The 1,566-nt window shown below is 48.0% G+C and carries 1 protein-coding gene; it reads right to left on the bottom strand.

The features are described from left to right. Positions 1-1,566, bottom strand: a 1,566-nt coding sequence (locus FJA49_RS00020) for a SprB repeat-containing protein (protein ID WP_199758340.1), incomplete at both ends; no start/stop codon positions are given.

The raw sequence follows: 1,566 nt of genomic DNA on the forward strand, positions 1-1,566 counted from the left end.
TACAGTTTGGAACTACCGTCGCAGTTGGCTGTATGTCCACACCCACATTTATTGTGAAGGTCAGAGGCGTGATCTCGCAACCGTTGGCGTCTTTCACGTAAACGGTATAGGTCTGGCCACCGTTCAGGTTCGTATAGTTCAGCGTCGAAGTAAAGTCGGCAGGATTGTTAGAATCCAGGCTTGTTGTGTAAGGCGCTGTTCCTCCGGCAGGCGTTATGGTTATCGTACCATTATTTTCACCCAAGCAGATTTCGTGCGTTCCACCTACCGTAGCCGAAAGTGCTGCAGCAGGCTGGGTTACCGTGATGTTTGCCAGTGTGATTTCACAACCGATATTGTCTTTTACCCTGATGGTATAAGTTCCTGCTGCAAGGTTATTGAACGTGTTTGAAGTTCCGTAAGCAAAGGCAGGCGATATGGCATATTCTATAGTTCCTGTACCACCCGTGGCTGTCACCTGGATGCTTCCGGTTGATTGTCCGAAGCATAATACGTTGGCTGTCACGTTTGCATTTGCAGCAATAGGCTGTAGCACATTGATAGTGAAAGGAACAGTCTTGGTACATCCATTCGTATGCTGCACATAAGCGGTATGGATTCCCGGTGCCACATTCGTAAATACATTGGAAGAAACATAAGTCACTCCATCCAATGAATACTGTACTTGGGAAGCAACAGCAGGATTTACTCCTATGGTTACCGTGTTTCCAGGTACGTTGGCGGTACAGTTTGGAACTACCGTGGCAGTTGGTCGGATGTCAACACCTCTGTTTATTGTGAAGGTCTGAGGCGTAATCTCGCAACCATTGGCGTCTTTTACGTAAACGGTATAGGTCTGTCCACCATTCAGGTTGGTATAGTTCAGCGTCGAGGTAAAGTCGGCAGGATTGTTAGAATCCAGACTTGTGGTGTAAGGCGCTGTTCCTCCTGCAGGAGTTATGGTTATCGTACCGTTATTGTCACCCAGACAGATTTCGTGCGTTCCTCCTACCGTTGCTGAAAGTGCCGCCGCAGGTTGGGTTACCGTGATGTTTGCAAGTGTGATTTCACAACCGATATTGTCTTTTACCCTGATGGTATAAGTTCCTGCTGCAAGGTTATTGAACGTGTTTGAAGTTCCGTAAGCAAAGGCAGGCGATATGGCATATTCTATGGTTCCTGTTCCACCCGTGGCTGTCACCTGGATGCTTCCGGTCGATTGTCCGAAGCATAATACGTTAGCCGTCACGTTTGCATTTGCAGCAACAGGTTGTAGCGTATTGATTGTGAAAGGAACAGTCTTGGTACATCCATTCGTATGCTGTACGTAAGCCGTATGGGTTCCCGGTGCCACATTCGTAAATGTGTTGGATGCCACATAGGTTACCCCGTCCAATGAATACTGTACTTGGGAAGCAACAGCAGGATTTACCCCTATGGTTACCGTGTTTCCAGGTACGTTGGCTGTACAGTTTGGAACTACCGTCGCAGTTGGCTGTATGTCCACACCCACATTTATTGTGAAGGTCAGAGGCGTGATCTCGCAACCGTTGGCGTCTTTCACGTAAACGGTATAGGTCTGGCCAC

The organism is Flavobacterium microcysteis (assembly GCF_006385255.1).
GTDB lineage: Bacteria > Bacteroidota > Bacteroidia > Flavobacteriales > Flavobacteriaceae > Flavobacterium > Flavobacterium microcysteis.